This is a genomic window from Microbacterium suaedae, from assembly GCF_003254645.1.
GTDB lineage: Bacteria > Actinomycetota > Actinomycetes > Actinomycetales > Microbacteriaceae > Microbacterium > Microbacterium suaedae.
Genome location: NZ_PNFD01000001.1, coordinates 963734 through 981428 on the forward strand (window position 1 = coordinate 963734; position 17695 = coordinate 981428).

The 17695-nt window shown below is 69.9% G+C and carries 8 protein-coding genes; 4 read left to right on the top strand and 4 right to left on the bottom strand.

Features of this window, described 5'->3' with window-relative positions; all coding sequences use genetic code 11:
• Positions 1 to 90: 90 nt before the first annotated feature.
• Together C0012_RS04405 and C0012_RS04410 are read left to right on the top strand one after the other, a co-directional pair.
• Positions 91 to 5181, top strand: a complete 5091-nt coding sequence (locus C0012_RS04405; RefSeq protein ID WP_162621886.1) for an Lhr family ATP-dependent helicase — start codon at positions 91 to 93, stop codon at positions 5179 to 5181.
• A complete protein-coding gene (locus C0012_RS04410) occupies positions 5174 to 5947 on the top strand; it encodes a DNA-formamidopyrimidine glycosylase family protein (protein WP_110589575.1) in 774 nt (257 codons plus the stop codon). The genes C0012_RS04405 and C0012_RS04410 overlap by 8 nt, the downstream gene beginning before the upstream one ends.
• Here C0012_RS04410 and C0012_RS04415 read toward each other — a convergent pair.
• Positions 5938 to 6903 carry an arsenic resistance protein gene (locus C0012_RS04415; RefSeq protein ID WP_110589574.1) on the bottom strand — a complete coding sequence of 322 codons (966 nt, stop codon included), beginning with the start codon at positions 6901 to 6903 and terminating at the stop codon, positions 5938 to 5940. The genes C0012_RS04410 and C0012_RS04415 overlap by 10 nt on opposite strands.
• A gap of 129 nt (positions 6904 to 7032) precedes the next feature.
• Between C0012_RS04415 and C0012_RS04420 the strand changes: the two genes are divergently transcribed.
• Positions 7033 to 9375 carry a heavy metal translocating P-type ATPase gene (locus C0012_RS04420; RefSeq protein WP_110589573.1) on the top strand — a complete coding sequence of 781 codons (2343 nt, stop codon included), beginning with the start codon at positions 7033 to 7035 and terminating at the stop codon, positions 9373 to 9375.
• Here the strand turns inward: C0012_RS04420 and C0012_RS04425 are convergent.
• Together C0012_RS04425 and C0012_RS04430 are read right to left on the bottom strand one after the other, a co-directional pair.
• A complete protein-coding gene (locus C0012_RS04425) occupies positions 9318 to 10118 on the bottom strand; it encodes an alpha/beta fold hydrolase (protein WP_110589572.1) in 801 nt (266 codons plus the stop codon). The two genes, C0012_RS04420 and C0012_RS04425, sit on opposite strands and share 58 nt — an antisense overlap.
• Complete coding sequence (locus tag C0012_RS04430) at positions 10115 to 10675, bottom strand: PadR family transcriptional regulator (protein ID WP_198411054.1); 561 nt, start codon at positions 10673 to 10675, stop codon at positions 10115 to 10117. The genes C0012_RS04425 and C0012_RS04430 overlap by 4 nt, the downstream gene beginning before the upstream one ends.
• A gap of 123 nt (positions 10676 to 10798) precedes the next feature.
• Between C0012_RS04430 and C0012_RS04435 the strand changes: the two genes are divergently transcribed.
• Positions 10799 to 11203 (top strand): rhodanese-like domain-containing protein, encoded by a 405-nt coding sequence (locus C0012_RS04435; RefSeq protein WP_110589571.1) that lies wholly within the window; start codon positions 10799 to 10801, stop codon positions 11201 to 11203.
• Between the two features lie 217 nt (positions 11204 to 11420).
• On the opposite strand, the gene C0012_RS04440 is transcribed toward C0012_RS04435, so the two are convergent.
• Positions 11421 to 17399, bottom strand: coding sequence for a DUF7507 domain-containing protein (locus C0012_RS04440; protein WP_110589570.1), 5979 nt, complete (start codon positions 17397 to 17399; stop codon positions 11421 to 11423).
• Between the last annotated feature and the right edge of the window lie 296 nt (positions 17400 to 17695).

Here is a 17695-nt window from a genome sequence, read left to right on the forward strand (position 1 = left end):
TCCAGGTGTTATGTCGAGATCGGGCGCGGATTGACTGCGTTGTGATGTCGGGGCCGCGTGGATGTCGGACATCGGCGGCAGGATGGACGCGTGGACATCCTTGAGAGCTTCAGCGAACCGACCGCGGGGTGGTTCCGCGCGGCGTTCGCACGTCCGACCGACGCTCAGGTCGGCGCGTGGCGGGCGATTTCGCAGGGGCGCCACGCTCTCGTCGTCGCACCGACCGGCTCGGGAAAGACGCTCTCGGCATTCCTGTGGGCGATCGACCGCGTCTTTCGTGAGGGGCTCGAAGGTGGCCCGCTGCCTGGCTTCGAGCCGCGAGCGAAGCCTCGCGACGGCAAGCGCCGCACGAAGATCCTCTACGTCTCACCCCTCAAGGCGCTCGGCGTCGACGTCGAGCGCAATCTGCAGTCACCGCTCGTCGGCATCACCCAGGCGGCGCGTCGGCTGGGGGTGGATCCGCCGACCGTCACGGTGGGCGTGCGCTCGGGCGACACTCCGTCGAGCGAGCGGCAGAAGATGGTACGCAATCCGCCCGACGTGCTCATCACCACACCCGAGTCGCTGTATCTCATGCTCACGTCGAACGCCCGCGACACTCTCCGCGAAGTGCACACGGTCATTGTCGACGAGGTGCACGCCGTCGCCGCATCGAAGCGCGGGGCGCACCTCGCAGTGTCGCTCGAGCGCCTCGACGATCTGCTCGATGCGCCCGCGCAGCGCATCGGCCTCTCGGCGACGGTGCGACCGATCGACGAGGTCGCACGCTTCCTCGGCGGAGCCGCTCCCGTCGACATCGTCGCCCCGAAAGCCTCGAAGACCTTCGAGCTCACGGTGCGCGTGCCGATCGACGATATGCAGAACCCGCCGCCGGCGGCGCCGCGCGCGGCATCGCACCGCGCCGATCTCGCGGGGGCACGGTCGGGCGAGCCAATGGTGCCAGCCGACGACCGTTTCTGGGAGGGGACGCCCGCCGGCGGCGCGCCGGGATCCGGTGCGGACGGAGGGGTCGAGGACGGCTCCCCCGGCGGCGGTCAGGGCGCCGACGGCGCGGCTGACGGCACCGGGCCTCAACCGGGCCGGGCCGACGGAGGGGCCAACAACGCCGCGCCCCAGACGGAGCCGGCCGGTACGGATGCCGACGACGACTGGTTCGACACCTCGAACGTCGAGGCGACGGGATCCATCTGGCCGCATGTCGAGGAGGCGATCGTCGATCGGATCCTCGAGAACAGTTCGACGATCGTGTTCGCCAACTCGCGCCGGCTCGCCGAGCGGCTGACAGCGCGCCTCAACGAGATCCATGCGGAGCGCCTCGGACTCGATGTACCCGATCAGACGGCACCCGCGGCCGCGATGCCGGCCCAGGGCGGTCAGACGGCGGGCGTCGCTCCGGTACTCGCGAAGGCTCACCACGGTTCCGTGTCGAAGGATCAGCGGGCGATCGTCGAAGAGGAGCTCAAGTCGGGCGCGCTGCGGTGCGTCGTCGCGACGAGCAGCCTCGAACTGGGCATCGACATGGGCGCGGTCGATCTCGTGATCCAGGTCGAGTCACCGCCGAGCGCCGCGAGCGGGCTGCAGCGCGTGGGCCGCGCGGGCCACCAGGTCGGCGAGATCAGCCGCGCCGATCTCTTCCCCAAACACCGCGGCGATGTCCTGCACACGGCGATCGTCACAGAGCGCATGCTCGCGGGCGCCATCGAGGCGATCACCGTCCCGCAGAATCCGCTCGACATCCTCGCGCAGCAGACCGTCGCTGCCTCCGCGCTCGATTCCGTCGATGTCGAGGCATGGTTCGACACGGTGCGGCGCAGCGCGCCGTTTCGCACGCTCCCCCGCAGCGCCTTCGAGGCGACGCTCGATCTCCTCGCCGGGCGGTATCCGTCAGACGAGTTCGCCGAATTGCGTCCCCGCATTGTCTGGGATCGCGACCGCGGCGTGTTCGAGGGGCGGCCCGGTGCACAGCGCCTCGCAGTGACGAGCGGCGGCACGATCCCCGACCGCGGTCTCTTCGGAGTCTTCGTCGCGGGTGAGACACAGAACGCCCGCGTCGGAGAGCTCGACGAGGAGATGGTCTACGAATCGCGCGTGAACGACGTGTTCACCCTCGGCACGACCAGCTGGCGCATCGTCGAGATCACGCACGACCGCGTCAACGTCGTTCCGGCATTCGGCCAGCCCGGCCGAGTGCCGTTCTGGACGGGCGATGGCCTCGGGCGTCCGGCCGAGCTCGGCGAGGCGCTCGGTCGCTTCACGCGCGAGATCGACGCGGCGACGCCCGAGACAGCCCACGAGCGGTTGCGCGAAGCAGGCCTCGACGAGAACGCGCGCGCGAATCTCCTGGCGCACCTCGCCGAGCAGCGGGAGGCGACGGGTTCCCTCCCCACCGACCGCACGCTGACGGTCGAGCGTGGGCGCGACGAGGTGGGCGACTGGCGCATCGTGCTGCATTCCCCATACGGCATGCACGTGCACGCTCCGTGGGCACTCGCCGTGAGCGCACGGATCCGCGAGCGGCTCGGCGTCGACGGATCCGCGGTCGCGAGCGACGACGGGATCATCGCACGGATCCCCGACGCCGAGGCCGAGCCGCCGGGCGCCGAGCTGTTCGTCTTCGAGCCCGACGAGCTCGAGCAGATCGTGACCGATGAAGTCGGCGGATCCGCCCTCTTCGCCTCGCGCTTCCGCGAATGCGCGGCGCGATCGCTGCTCATGCCGCGCCTCCAGCCCGGCAAGCGCATGCCGCTCTGGCAGCAGCGGCAGCGCTCGGCCGCGCTGCTCGACGTGGCCCGCGGGCATCCGACCTTCCCCGTCATCCTCGAGACTCTGCGCGAGGTGCTGCAGGACGTCTACGACCTGCCCGCGCTCCTGCGACTCGCCCGCGGCATCGGCGAGCGCCGCATCCGCCTCGTCGAGTCCGACCCTGCGCAGCCCTCGCCGTTCGCCCGCGATCTGCTCTTCGGATATGTCGGCGCGTTCATGTACGAGGGCGACTCGCCGCTCGGCGAACGCAAGGCCGCGGCTCTGTCGGTCGATCCGGCGCTGCTGGGCGAGCTGCTCGGGCGCGTCGAGATGCGCGAACTGCTCGACCCGGACGTCGTCGCCCGCTTCGAGCTCGAGGCGCAGCGGCTCGCGCCGGATCGCCGCGTGCGCGGTGTCGAGGGCGTCGCCGATCTGCTGCGCCTGCTCGGTCCTCTCACGGCCACCGAGGTCGCGGTCCGCCTGCAGGCAGGGTCGCCAGAAAACGACAGTCCCGCCCCAGAAACACCCTCACTTCCTGGCGACTCTCGTCCGGGGCCAGGCGCCACCGGGCACGAAGGTCCGCTCTCCCCCGATGGGTCGCCAGGAAGTGCCAGTACAAGCCTCGAAGAACCCGCACATTCTGGCGACCCTGAAGGGGCCGCGCCGGGTGACAGCGGCCACGCCACGGATGAGGAGGCGGCCGACCTGCTCGACCAGCTCGTCCGCTCGCGGAGGGCGATCCGCGTGACCGTGGCGGGCGAGGAGCGCACCGCCGCGATCGAGGACGCGGGGCGCCTGCGCGACGCCCTGGGCACAGCTCTGCCGGTCGGCGTCCCTGCCGCGTTCACCGAGCCGCTCGCCGACCCCCTCGGCGATCTCGTCAGCCGATACGCGCGCTCCCACGGGCCGTTCACGGTCGCCGCGCTGGCCGCGCGCCTCGGGGTCGGCGCGGCCGTCGCGCGTCACGCGCTGCAGCGGCTCGAGACGCAGGGTCGCGCCGTCAGCGGGTTCTTCCTTCCCGAAGGATCCACGTCGATCGCCGACGAACCCGAGTGGTGCGACGCCGAGGCGCTCCGGCGCATCCGGATGCGCTCGCTCGCCGCCCTACGCGGATCCATCGAGCCCGTGTCGCCCGAAGCGTATGCACGCTTCCTGCCCTCCTGGCATCACTTCGACCGTCCGCTCGAGGGCGTCGACGGCGTCCTGCAGGTCGTCGAACAGCTCGCCGGTGTGCCGATTCCCGCGAGCGCCTGGGAGTCATTCATCCTGCCGAGCCGCGTGCGCGACTACGTCCCCGCTCTCCTCGACGAGCTGACGGCCGCCGGCGAGGTGGTCTGGTCAGGCCATGGCCAGATCGCCGGCAGAGACGGATGGGTCGCACTGCATCCCGCCGACGCCGTGCCTCTCACGCTCGCGACCGACGAGGTCGAACTCGCAGACCCTCTCGACGAGCACATCGCCGACGCGCTCTCCCCCGGCGGCGCATTCTTCGCCGCGCAGATCGCCGACATGGTGCGATCCCGGCTCACTGCGTCCGAGGCGTCCGAGATCTCCGAGTCGTCGGTCACGGAGGCCCTCTGGCGTCTCGTCTGGGCGGGGCGCGCCACGAACGATACCTTCGCACCCGTGCGCAGCCTGCTCTCGCGCGGATCCCAGAGCCACAAGTCAGCCCGCCGCGCGCCCCGCACCCGCACCTTTCGCGGCATCTCGCTTCCCCGGCCCGCGGCGACGCCGCGCGACCCGACCGCGGGCGGACGCTGGTCGCTCCTGCCGTCGCCCGAGCCCGACGAGACGGTGCGAGCCGCGGCACACGCGTCGCTGTTGCTCGACCGCTACGGCGTCGTGACGCGCGGATCGGTGCAGAGCGAGGGCGCGCCGGGCGGTTTCGCGCAGGTCTACCGCACGCTCGCGACGTTCGAAGAGTCGGGCCACTGCCGCCGCGGGTACCTGATCGAGAAGCTCGGTGCCGCACAGTTCGCCGCGTCGCCCACGATCGACCGGCTGCGCACGTTCAGCGCCGTGCCGGATCCGGCGCCGCGGGCACCGCGTGTGCTCGCGGCGACCGACCCCGCGAATCCCTACGGCGCGGCCCTCGCGTGGCCCGCGCTCGACGAGGTCACGCACCGACCCGGGCGCAAGGCCGGGGCGATCGTCGTGCTCATCGACGGCGATCTCATCCTCTATCTCGAACGCGGCGGGCGCACGGCGCTCGCGTTCTCTGACGAAGACGACGTTCTCGCCGCCGCGGCACATGGGCTCGCAGGCGCGGCCCGGGATCGGCGTCTCGACACCCTCACGGTCGAGAAGGTCAACGGCGCAATGGTCTTCCGCGCACCGCTCGCCCGCCATCTGCGCGATGCCGGCTTCGTCGAGGCGACCAAGGGGCTCTCGCTGCGTCGCGAGATGCACCGTACGGGCAGGAGGCCCGCACATGCCTGAAGGAGACACCGTCCACCGAACGGCGAGGCGCCTGCACGAGGTGCTCGCCGGGGAGGTCCTCACCCGCTTCGACCTGCGCGTCCCGCGCGCCGCGACGGCGGATCTCACCGGCGAGCGGGTGGAGAGCGTGCGAGCCGTCGGGAAGCACCTGCTGCACCGCATCGCCGACGTCACCCTGCACACCCACCTCGCGATGGAGGGCGAATGGCATACGTACCGGGTGGACGACCGTTGGCGGCGCCCGACCTTCCAGGCGCGGGCGATTCTCGACGCCGCAGGCTGGACGACCGTCGGCTTCGATCTCTCCGTCGTCGAGCTGCTGCCGCGCGAGCGCGAGGCCGATGTTGTCGCGCATCTCGGCCCTGATCCGCTCGGGCGCGACTGGGACGAGGACGAAGCCACCCGGCGCCTCGCGCGCGACACGCGCCCCGCCCACGTCTCTCTGCTCGACCAACGCAACGTGGCGGGCTTCGGCAACGAGTACGCCAACGAGATGCTCTTCCTCCGCGGCATCGCACCGCGCACCCCCATGTCCGACGTCGACGTCGCCTCACTCGTCGCGCTCGGCGTACGCGCCATCCGCAGCAACCTCGCGCGCCCCGTGCGCACCTTCACGGGCGATGCACGGCGCGGGCACGACCACTGGGTCTACGGCCGCGCAGGGCAGCCGTGCCGCCGCTGCGGCACCCTCATCGAAGAAGACGCACTCGGCGCGAATCCCGGCGAGGAGCGTCGCGTGTTCTCGTGCCCGCGGTGTCAGACGTGAGCCGGAACGGCCCGCGGAACGACGCGGACGAGAATCACCATCACGACCAGCTCGACGAGCGTCTGGCTGACGATCACGAGCGGCACGAGGGCGAACGATTCCGGCAGCGCGAGCGCCAACGGCAGCACGACGAGAGAGTTCCGTGTCACGCCGCTGAAGACGAGCGCCCTCCGACCGGGCACGTCGAGGTGGGCGATGCGCCCTGCAAGGATCCCGAGGGGCACCATCGCGACGGCGAACAGCACGTGGACGAGGATCGCCAGCGACAACGCACCGAGGTGGGATCCGATGCCGTGGATCTGCGACGCCACGACGAGAGCGAGGGTGAGCATCATGAGCGGCACCATCGCCGTGGTCGCGGTCTCCCGTACGATCCGGCCGGGCCGCGAGCGCGCGGCGGCGAGTTGCGTCAGCGCGGCCGCCGCGAGCGGGAGGACGACGAGCAGCAGGAGCGCGCGCAGGAAGGGCTCGGGCTCGATCGCCGCGACGACGTCGCTCCCCACCATGATCCAGAGCGCGAGCGGCAGAACCACCATCTGCCCGATCAGCAGGAGGGGAACGGCTGCGAGGAGCCTGTCCTTCGCGCCGCCCGCCATGCCGGTGAAGGCGATCACGTAGTCGATACACGGCGTGAGCAACACGAACAGCACGCCGACGAGCAGCGCGCGGTCGTGTGCGACGATCCGCGAGAGCACGAAGACGACGGCCGGCACGACGAGGAAGTCGACGACCAGGATCGCCGCGAGGAAGCGTCCGTCGCGCAGGGCCACGCGGATCCGATCGAACGGCACGCCGAGGAAGGTGGCGTAGAGAAGCAGCCCGAGCACGGGTTCGACGGCGACGCCCAGAGTCCCCGCCGCCCCGGGCGCGACGAGGCCGACGACCGCCCCCACGGCGAGCGCTGCGAGACAGAGCGCGGTCTGATGCCGTTCCAGAGTCTCCGCCATCGCGCGCATGCCGATCAGTCTCGCAGGCGCGCGATCGCCGTCGGCGAATCGAGTACGCGAGACGGCCCCCAGATACCCCCTGGGGGTATACACTCAACGCATCGAATCCGACGAGATGCCCGCGGCTAAGGAGGCGTCATGACCCCGAACGACCCGCACGCGCACCACCACGACGGCGACGACCACGACCACGACCACGCGACGGTCGAGACCACCGGGCACGACGGCCACACACGCGATGAACACGCCGGCCACGGCGGGCACTCAGAGCACGGCGAGCACTCCGGTCCCGTCGGCCACGGCGGGCACTCAGAGCAGGGCGAGCACGGCGAACACTCCGAGCACGCCGGCCACGCCGGCCACGGGGATCACGCCGGCCACGGCGAGCATTCAGAGCAGGGCGAGCAGGGCGAGCAGGGCGAGCACTCCGAGCACTCCGAACACGCCGGTCCCGCCCGCCACGCCGACCACTCCGACCACTCCGACCACTCCGACCACGCCGGCCACGGGGATCACGTCGCGCGATTCCGGCGCCTGTTCTGGATCATGCTCGTGGTGGCGGTGCCCGTCGTCGCGCTGTCGCCGATGTTCGCGTCGCTCGTCGGCTATCCGCTGCCGGACGCGGCGTGGCTCTCCTGGGTGCCGCCGGTCCTCGGTTCCGTCATGTACGCGTGGGGCGGCGCCCCCTTCCTGACGGGGGCCGTCAGCGAGCTGCGGGCGCGACGCCCCGGCATGATGCTCCTCATCGGCCTCGCGATCACGGTCGCGTTTGTCGCGTCGTGGGGGTCGAGCCTCGGCGTGCTTCATCACGAGCTCGAGTTCTGGTGGGAGCTGGCGCTGCTGGTCGTCATCATGCTGCTCGGCCATTGGATCGAGATGCGCTCGATCGCACAGACGACGTCGGCGCTCGATTCGCTCGCCGCGCTCCTGCCCGACGAGGCCGAGCGGGTCGAGGGTGACACGACCGTCACGGTCGCCCCGGACGACCTCGCCGTCGGCGATGTCGTCGTGATCCGCCCGGGCGGGCGCGTGCCCGCCGACGGCCGCATCACGCAGGGATCGGCGAGCATGGACGAGTCGATGATCACGGGCGAGTCCCGCCCAGTCTGGCGCGACGTCGGCGACGACGTCGTCGCGGGCACCGTCGCGACCGATTCCGGCGTTCGCGTCGAGATCACGGCGACCGGCGAGGGCACGGCGCTTGCGGGGATCCAGCGCCTGGTCGCCGAAGCGCAGGCGTCGTCGTCGCGCGCACAGCGCCTCGCCGACCGAGCCGCCGCCCTGCTGTTCTGGTTCGCGCTCGGCGCCGGCATCATCACGGCCGTCGTGTGGGCGGCGATCGGGCTTCCCGACCAGGCCGTCGTGCGCACCATCACGGTGCTCGTCATCGCATGCCCCCACGCCCTCGGCCTCGCAATCCCGCTCGTCGTATCGATCTCGACCGAACGGGCGGCACGCGGCGGGGTGCTCATCACCGACCGGCTCGCGCTCGAGAGCATGCGCACCGTCGACACCGTGCTGTTCGACAAGACCGGCACGCTCACGGAGGGCGCCCCCGCCGTCACGGCCGTGCAGCCCGCCGACGGCATCGACGCCGACGAACTCGTCGCGCTGGCCGCCGCCGCCGAGACAGATTCCGAGCACCCGCTGGCACACGCGATCGTGTCCGCGGCCACTGAGCGGCAGATCCGGGTTCTCCCAGCGCACGACTTCTCGTCCTCCCCCGCGGTCGGCGTGCGCGCCGTCGTCGACGGCCGCGTCGTGCAGGTCGGCGGCCCATACATGCTCGCGCAGGAGGGCGCGGAAGAGCTCGCCGTCGCCGACGCGTGGCGCCGCGAGGGCGCGATCATCCTGCACGTGCTCGTCGACGGATCCGTCGCCGGCGCGCTGCGCCTCGCGGACGGGATCCGCGCCGAGTCGCGCGAGGCCGTCGACGCGCTGCACGCACGCGGCGCGCAGGTCGTGATGATCACGGGCGACGCCGAGGCCGTCGCGGCGTCGGTGGCCGCGGAGCTCGGCATCGACCGGTTCTTCGCGGGCGTGCGCCCCGAGGACAAGGCCGCCCGTGTGCGCGAGCTGCAGGCGGAGGGGCGGCGGGTCGCGATGGTCGGCGACGGAGTCAATGACGCCCCCGCGCTCGCCCAGGCAGACGTCGGGGTCGCCATCGGGGCCGGGACCGATGTCGCGATCGCCTCGGCGGGTGTGGTGCTCGCGAGCGACGACCCCCGCTCGGTGCTGTCGGTGATCGAGCTGTCGCGCGCCAGCTACGGCAAGATGCGACAGAACCTCTGGTGGGCGGCGGGCTACAACCTCATCTCGGTGCCGCTTGCGGCGGGCGTGCTCGCACCGATCGGCTTCGTGCTGCCCATGTCGGTGGGCGCGATCCTCATGTCGCTGTCGACCGTCGTCGTCGCGCTCAACGCTCAGACGCTGCGGCGACTCGATCTGCGCCCGGAGGCCGCGGTCGCGCGCCGCCGCTGACCGGCCGCGTCGCCGGGCAGGGGCAGGAGGTCGGGGTGCGCCGCGCGCTCCTCGAGCCAGGTACGGAGGATGCGATTGAACAGCTCGGGATCCTCACCATTCCACGCGTGGTGCATGCCGGGGGCGAGCCCCGTCGTCGCGCGGGGCGCGCCCGCCCGGATGACCCGGAGCGAGTCGTGGAAGTAGGCGGTCTCCTTCTCGCCGGCCACTGCCATCAGCGGGGCGGTGATCCTCTCGGATGCGATCAGTCCGCCGGGGTACACCTCGGCCAGCTGCTGGCGAATGTTCTCGCGAGTGACAGGTGGCGTGACCGCGAGGAAGTCCTCGGCGTCGGCACCCCGAAGGCCGAACTGACGCGCAGTACCGACCCAGTAGAACCGACGGTTCCAGACAGCGAGCGCGACGCGATTCGCGGCCCGCATCGCCCACGTGTACGGCAGGACCGAGGCTCCCGTGACGAATACCGACGCGACGCGATCCGGATAGCGCGACGCGAGGTGGAGGGCGGTGATGCCGCCGAGCGAGAGACCGACGAGATCGACCGATTGGCCCACCTCCTCGTCGATCACGTCGACGAGCCTGTCGGCGACAGCGTCGAAGCTGATCCATGGATCCTCCCGGCGCGACCGATAGCCGGGGAGGTCGGGAGCAAGTGTGAGGCGGTCGCTGAGCGCGGCGACCTGGGGCTCCCAGATCCAGCCGCCGACGTTGCCCCCGTGCAGGAACATCACCGGACGATTCATCGTTCCTCCTCTTTCGGGATCCCGGCGAGCAGGTCGTCGAGCCAGTCGATGTGCAGGTCATGGTCGCTGATCCCGTGATCGAGCGTCTTCGATCGCAGCCATCCCGCGCGATCGACCGAAGGATCGGGGCGCGGGGTGCGCTCGCGGATCCCGCGAAGCTCATCCCGGGCGGCGACCGTCTCGTCTCGCCTCCGCGCGATCACGCTCCGCAGCGTGTCGTCATCGAGATCGCCCGCGAAGAACATCCGCGCGAGGAAGGCGTCGCGCTCGGGCTGCCGATCGGGATCCGACGCGAGCCACTCGTCGAGCGCTTCCTGTCCCGCTCGTGTGATGTGATGCACCACCCGATCCGGCGCATCGGTGCCCGGCACGGTCTCGACGCGCGCGTGCCCATCGGCGACGAGCCGCGCCAGCGTGCGGTAGATCTGTGCCTTATCGGCCGACCAGAAGTAGCTCGCTGACGACCGGAAGGCACGCATGAGGTCGTATCCCGTCATCGGCTGCAGAGACAGGAACCCGAGGATGATGCGCGCGAGGATCACACGGCCAGTGTGCATCCGGCTAGTCGATAAGTCAACTAGCCTCGTTCGGCGGCTCCCTCACGATGACCCGGCTCCACGGCAATTGCCAACAGGCGGTTGAACGACGTTCGAGGCCGCACCACCCCTACGCTCGACACCATGACCGACGCCATCAGCCACTACCGCGCGAAGCTCCAGTTCGAGACCGACGCCGCCGACACCTACGCCGCGCAGAAGGCCGGAGAGGAGTTCGTCCTCGTCGACACCCGGTCCTCCGAGGCGTGGGCGCAGGGGCACGCGAAGGGCGCGGTCCACATGCCCACACGCGAGATCGCGGATCGCGCCACCGACGAGATCCCGGCCGGAACGCCTGTCGTCGTGTATTGCTGGAGCCCCGGCTGCAACGGCGGCGACAAGGCCGCGCTCGCGTTCGCCGAGCTCGGATACCCGGTGAAGCTGATGATCGGCGGCTTCGAGTACTGGGCTCGCGAGGGCTACCCCGTCGTGACGGACGACGGCGAGACGCGCGCGCCAGTCGACCCGCTCACAGGCGTCGTGCGCTGATCTCTCGCCCCAGGATCCGCGAGGCGACCGGGCTCCGGTTCAGTCGCGCCCGCGTCGCCGGCGACCAGCCCCGCGACGGGCGGGACGGTCGTGCGCGGATGCCCATCGGAGCCGCTCCGTCTCGGGATCGCGCGGCGAGGCCGGACGAGCCGTCGTTCCGCCCGCGAAGTCCGGTCGTGGCACCGCCGCAGAGCGGTCGGCGCCACGACCGGTTTCGTCACATCAGCTCGTCGAGCGTCTCCCTGCTCCGCCGGCGGCGGGCCACGATCAGCGCCACCGCACCGCCGAACAGAGTCAGGACGCCCGCTGCGAGGAGCACCATCGAGACGGTCCCGCCGGTCGACGAGAGATCGCTCGGCGATTCGGGCTCGTCGGGGATCGCACATGCCTCCGCGTCGTCGACGAGATCGTTGTGCGCGACCCCCGCCGTGTTCGCAAAGCCCGCGGCCTCGCCGGATCCGAGATCCGCACATGCGTACGTCGTCGCGTCCGCGGCGTCGCCATCAACCGTTGCCGTGACCTCGACGCGGTACGTGTGCGCGGCGCCCGCGGGAAGCACGACTCCGGCAGCGACGAGGTTGTCGTCCGCACCGTTCTCCCCCTGCCCCGTCCACGATCCCGCGAGGTTCACGCCTTCGGGGGCGCCGACGATCTCGGCCTCGGAGACATCGATGCCTGCTCCGAAGCGCAGCCGATCCACGAGGTCGTACTCACCGACAGCGGCACCGTCGTTCGAGACGACGAGCTCGTACTCGATCGTCCACTCCCCGGCCTCGTTCGAGGTGGGCGCGTCGACGACGGACTTGTCGATCAGGATCGACGGCAGCGGAGCGCAGTCCGTGTCGGTCTGCTCGCCTCCCGTCTCGTCCGTGAGCGTGGCGGCGTTGTTGAGCGCCTGCTCCAAGCGGTTCTCTCCCGGCGCCGCCGTGCACGCCGCGGATCCGGTCCCGTCCGGAGCAGCATCCGCGAAGCGGAGCGGCACGTCGGCGAGCACCGTCACCCGGTAGATATGCGGGGCGTAGCCCTCGTCGTCGATCCCCGCGAGCTCGACGTCGGTCGCAAGCCTCTGGTTCTGCTCGCCATCGAACGACTCGTCGATCTCGATGCCCTCTGGGCCCGCGGCCTCGGTCCGGACGACCTCGACCTCGGGCGCGAAGAGGAACTCATCGTCGAGGTCGTACACGGTGCGGGCGGCGCCTGTGTTCCCGACGGTCAGCTCGTAGACGACCTCCCACCGACCGTCGCCGATCGGATCAGCCGAGACAAGCTGCTTGTCGAGCACCGGCTTGCCCGCGACGACGCACTCGTCGTCGTCCTCGGGCTGACCGTTCCACGTCACCGTCGCGACGTTGTGAAGGGATCCATCGGCGACAGCACCATCATCCGTCGTGCACGAGGCCGCATCACCCGGATCCTCGACCTGTGACAGGTCGAGCGCATACCGGATCGTCACGGAGTAGGTGTGAACGACGGATGCGCCGTCCGCCCCTGCGATCGGCTGGCCGGTGACGATGCGCTCCTCACCGTTCGTTCCGAACGCGTCGTTGATGCCGACGCTGTCCGGCGCATCCGTGGACACATCCTGCACGCCGATGACGGCGACGCCTTCGCCCACAGTGAGGCTGTCGTCGAGGTCGTACGACCCCGCGCCGGGGCCGCGGTTCGTGACCGTGATCTCGTACGTCGCGTCGTAGACGCCCGTCTCCCCGTCGATCGGCAAGACTGCGCCCTGGAGGGACTTGGCGATCTCGATGAGCGGCAGCTCGGCACATGCCTCGTCGGTAACGACGTAGCCGTTGTGGTCGAGCATCGCCCCGTTCGCCAACCCGCCGTTCTCGCCCGAACCGGGCTCGGGGCAGGTGAGCGACAGCGGTTCGGCCTCTGCCTCGTCGAGCGACACGATCGTCTGCACGCGGTAGGTGTGAGACGCCCCCGCCTCGATCGCGACCTCGCCCGCGATGAGGTTCTCGACCGCGTCGGGCTCGGCCCCGGATCCCGTCCACTCCTCGGAGAGCGTGACGCCGTCGGGGCCGCTCACGACCTCGGCAGATTCGAGCTGGACGTCGTCACCGTAGCGCAGCTGGTCGTAGACGTCGTACGTCCCCGCTGCGGGCCCGTTGTTGGTGGCGACGACGTCGTAGACGACCGTCCATGTCCCGTCGCCATTCTCGGTCGGGCCCGAGGACACCGACTTCTCGACGATGATGTCCGCCACCGTGACGCAGGCCTCCGCGTCGTCGGTCAGATCGTTGTGCTCGATCTGAGCGGCGTTCGACAGCCCGCCACCGGAGTCATCGGCGGCATCGCATGACGTGACGGCCGGCACACCGTCGGCGGTGTCGAGTGAGAAGACGACCTCCACCTGGTAGGTGTGCGCCTCTCCCGCGGCAAGCATCACATCCGTGGCGATGACGTTCTCCGGTGCGTCGTGGTCCGCACCAAGGCCGGTCCATGACCCACTGGGCGTGACCCCCTCGGGCGACGTCACGACGGCGCCGGTCTCGACGACCAGGTCACCATCCGCCGTCATCTTGTCCGTGACACTGTAGACGCCGTCCGCGGCCCCGTCGTTTGTCGCGACGATGTCGTACAGCACCGTCCAAGTACCGTCGCCGTTCGCCACGGGGCCCTCCGACACCGTCTTGGCGATGTCGATCGACGGGATCGGCGCGCAGGCCCAGTCCTCGTCCACCCCGCCCAGCGGATCCGTGAGGCTCGTCGTGTTGGTGAACGCACGGTCCAGCGACGCGGCCGCGTCCTCGCCGCACGCGGTGGGATCCGGATCCCCTCCCGCGCCCTCGATCGACAGCGGCACCGAGGCGACGACCGCCACCTCATAGACGTGCTCGGTGTACCCCTCATCGTCATTGCCTGCAAGGGGAACCTCGGAGGCGATCACGAGCTCGTCCTGCCCGTTCCAGGCAGGCTCTTCAAGCGATACGCCGTCGGGAGACGCTGTCACCTCGGCCGAGGTGATCGTCGCCTCGTCGGTGAACCGCAGCTCGTCCTCCAGCGTGTAGGCCGTCGACTGAGCGGTCGGGTTCGACACCGTGATGCCGTAGAGGATCTCCCACTCACCCTCGCCGATCGGCTTCGCCGAGAGGATCTCCTTGGCATGCTTGGGGTCGCCGACGACCTCGATCCCCGCGGGGTCGCAGTCGATCGTCGGGGGCTCCTCCGCATCGGGCGGCGTGTCTGTGACGGCGCATGCCGTGTTGACGAACTCATCGCCGATGTCGGCCGGCAGCGTCATCGTGTACTCGAAGGTCTCGATATCGCCGGGGATCAGCTCTTCGACGAAGAACGGTCCCTCCGCAGGGAGCTGGTCGTCCGAGATCTCCACGTTCGTCAGAGTGCCCTGGCCGGTGTTCTCGATGACGATCCGATACGGCACCTCGTCTCCCGCTCGGTACCGAGGGAAGTCTGAGACGTCCTGCGCGTCGCGCCACTCGCCGTCCGCGTCCTGCACGTACTTCTTCAGTTCCGCGGCGTAGTGGTTGGCGACGAGCAACGGCGCCGAGGTTCGCATGACGAGTTCGGTGTGCTCGGCGCGCGCCTGAGCACTGTTCCAGAACACGTCCTCGCCGACGGCCCCGTCGACCGCGATCACGATCTGGAAGGTGAACGTGTCCCCCGAGGCGAACTCGCCTCCGATCACGCGGATCGCGGTCGCGTCCGCGAGCGGATCCGTCGTCCACCCGACCGTGTTGCCGGTGACGTCGCCCGCGCTGCCGTTCGACGGATCCGCGGGGTCATCGCTCACCGTCGAGACGTCGGCGTTCGTGTAGTACACCGTGCCGCCGTCTTGGAGCACGACGTCGTCGAGCACATAGGAGCCCGAGAACGACGTCCCCCGGTCATCCCCGTTGTACGGGAGAACATCGATCGTGTCCGTGTACGCCTGCGGCGTCGGGTCGAACGACTCGAGCTGCACGGTCCACGACCCGGTTCCGCTGCCGTCGCCATCCTCGTTCGGGATGTAGTCCACATCGCTCGTCTTGAGGATCGACGTGTACCCGTTCGTGGTGGTCGTCACCGTCGACTCGGCCGGGGTGCTCCAGTCGCCTGCATCCGGCCGCGTCTCGGTCGCGCCCATGCGTGCCCACGAGGTGTTGGTGAGGGCCGTGCCGGGCTCCACGCTGGCGTCGGCTATCGCCTGATACGTGAGCTGGTGCTCGACGTTGGTCGCAACGCCGTCGATCCGCCAGTCCAGGACCTGCCGCCCCTCGCCATCGGTCGTGATCGTCGGCTCGGGATCCGCGGAGCCCGCGACGTACGTCATACCGAGCGGCAGACGGTCACGGATCTCGAAGCCGTCCATCGTCGGCGGCAGAAGAGCGGATCCCGTTGCCGCGTAGGTGAGAGTGAACTCAGCGGGCACACCGACGGTGATGGAGGACTCCGCCGCTTCCTTCTCGATGTAGGGCAGGGCCGCGACCACGCGGAGGATGTCGCGTCGCCCGTTCGTGTTCGGGTAGCGCGCGTCGGCAGTCGGGGTGACCACGCGTGAGGTCTCGGGCCCCCGCCACACGTCGTCGCCCTTCATCGCCGACCCGAACATCCACACGTCCTGGCCCGCCTGCACATCGGCGTCGATCGTCGAGTACGCGTAGAGCACGATCCGGTCAGACGCCGTCTCCGCATACCGCGCCCAGTCGAAGGAGACGCGCACGGCCGTGATCGTCGACAGATCCGCCGGCTCTTCGGTCACCCAGGTTCCACTCCCGCAATCAAACTGATCCGGGTCTCCCGTATCCCCCGTGAACCACTCGAACAGATAGTCACCGCTCTCGCCCGGACCGTACTCGAAGGTAAAGCCGTCGCTCGGATCCCATCCAGCGACCTGCGTGCTCGTGTACGTGACGTAATCGGAGTCGAGGACGAGGCAGTTCCCGAACGTCTCGTCGTCGGCATGACCCTGTCCCGGGCGGTTCGTCGTCCGCTGCTCCACCTCGGTCCCGGTCGGCACGCGATAGGAGTCATCCCAGTAGTTCCCGCCAGAGCCCGTGTAGATGCGGCCCCAGCTCGCCGCCCACGCCCCCGGAAGCGTGTAGGACTTGTTCGTCGTGTTGTTGCCCGCCGGGTCGACGAAGGTCTGCCCCGTCGGCGCCTCATAGGTCACCGGATCGGCCACGACCGAAATCGACCCTGCCGCGTCCGTCGACACCTCGAACCAGAGGGTTCCCGACGCGATCGCGTCCCAATTCGGCGGAAGCGGGTTCTCCGAGGAATCCTCCGTCGGAACGGTCAGCAGGGAGTAGTCGATGCCGGACAGTGTGAGATCGAACGTGTTCGCCCCCGTCTGCGTCAGGGTGCAGTCGTCGACGAAAGGAGCGTTCCGAGCGGGAACATCCGGGCGCCCGGAGAACGGGTGCCCGTCGGCACTCTGCCAGTCGTTGAACGGTCCGCATCCGACGTGCTGGCCGTACTGCTCACGCTCATCCGCTCCGACGGAGACCGACGAACCGTCCTGCGTCGTGATCGTCAGGGGATACGTCACCGAATTGGGGCCCGCATCCGAACCCTTCGCGAGACGCAGCGTCCACTGCGTGTTCACGACGACGCTGCTCGGGTTCGTCGGCTCGTCCCAGTCCTGGAAGTTGGTGTTCTGCCCGAAGTACATGTCCATCGCGAAGTCGTTCAGGATCTCGACGGGCGGCAGCTCGACGAAATGATCGCCGACCGCCCCCTCGAGCGTGACCTCCTCACCCGTCGAGCCGGTGGGCACGACGGGAGTCTGCAGGACGAGCGCGGTGCCCATCCGCACCGCGCCGAAATTGCAGGTGAGCGTCGTGCCATCGTCGGAGATCCCCGACGCGGGCTCGACGCCATCGGTGAGGCAGACATCGGGCACATCGTGGAAGACGGCGCTGCCGAGCGCGAAACTCGCGGTCACGTTCTCGACGAAGTCGTTGCCTGCGGGCGTCCCGGAGTCATTGACGTTGATGCGCCACTCGGCCACCACGGGCTCGCCGCGGCCGACCGTTTCGGGCTGATCGAGCCACGCGCCGGTCATCTCGTACTCCGGCTCGCCCGACGCAGGGGTCGGCTCACCTGCGGCCGTCGCGAGCTGGGGCGCCGAGATGAGACCTGCGACGAGAATGACCGCCGTCGCGGCGGCAACCATGCGGGTGCGCTTCGCCAGCGCGTCCCATCTCATCCAGCCACGCGGATCCCACTGGGGCTTGTCCTTCACGAGAGCTCCTTCGATGCGTCGGTCACACGTGGCGCGCAGGCAACATGCACGTGACTCCCAGTCGATCGGTCGTCACGCTCGGCGTTCCATCGTCGTCGTCGAATTCACCCGGCGATTCACCCGCCCTTCTTCCCCGGCACCTCTCGGGCTCTAAGATCGCGATCGTGCGAGGAACATCCAGCGAAACCAGGTCCACCCCCGCCTCCGGAGTCACCGGCACAGCCCCGCACGAGTTGGCGTTGCAACCACCTGGCGCGCCGCGCGCGCCACGAGACTTGATCTCACGCGCCCGATTC